Source organism: Massilia sp. TSP1-1-2 (assembly GCF_049896185.1).
In the GTDB taxonomy this organism is placed as follows: Bacteria; Pseudomonadota; Gammaproteobacteria; order Burkholderiales; family Burkholderiaceae_D; genus Telluria_A.
Genome location: NZ_JAFCTU010000214.1, coordinates 1 through 551, shown reverse-complemented (window position 1 = coordinate 551; position 551 = coordinate 1). Strand labels below are relative to the sequence as shown.

1 protein-coding gene is annotated in these 551 nt (G+C 47.9%); it reads right to left on the bottom strand.

All coding sequences use genetic code 11. The annotated features are described in order from the left end of the window. Positions 1–147 precede the first annotated feature (147 nt). Positions 148–525, bottom strand: coding sequence for a hypothetical protein (locus ACP7BV_RS27780; RefSeq protein ID WP_426108145.1), 378 nt, complete (start codon positions 523–525; stop codon positions 148–150). Positions 526–551 lie beyond the last annotated feature (26 nt).

Sequence of the window (551 nt, the reverse complement as noted above, 5' to 3'; positions counted from 1 at the left end):
GTAGTCAGATGTTTGTAGATTTTTGCCATGGCGGCACCTTACAGCAGAAGGTGTTGCACTTGGTCTTTGAGAACGCCCTGTCTACTCACAACTGCCAGCCGCAAACACGGCTGGTATTATCTGATTCTGAATAGATCGCTGAAACGACTATAACCCAGCGTATCCAAGAACGTTCGTCATGAAACCCTTAGTTGCAATGAAACCAATGAACCCGCCGATGCACTGCGGCCCCACCATCCAAAAAATCTTCTTCTTAAACGAGTCAACCGCGCCAGAAGTGAAGTAGGCATCAGGGATGACGAATCTGCGAAACGTATCTCCGATGGCTACGCCGATTGTCGTGAACACGGTACCGGACGACAGAAACGCTAGGTTGCCAAAGAATCCAAAATTTGCTTTCGATGAGAACACTAACAAAAGCGTGAAGCAAAAGTAGATTCCGAAGCAAATTAACGCATGTTTTACAAGTCTATCGTAAGCGCGATATTTACCCCACCGCTGACGACCGTTGGCTGCAGCGATCATGATTCAGCGACGCGAAGTTGAACGGT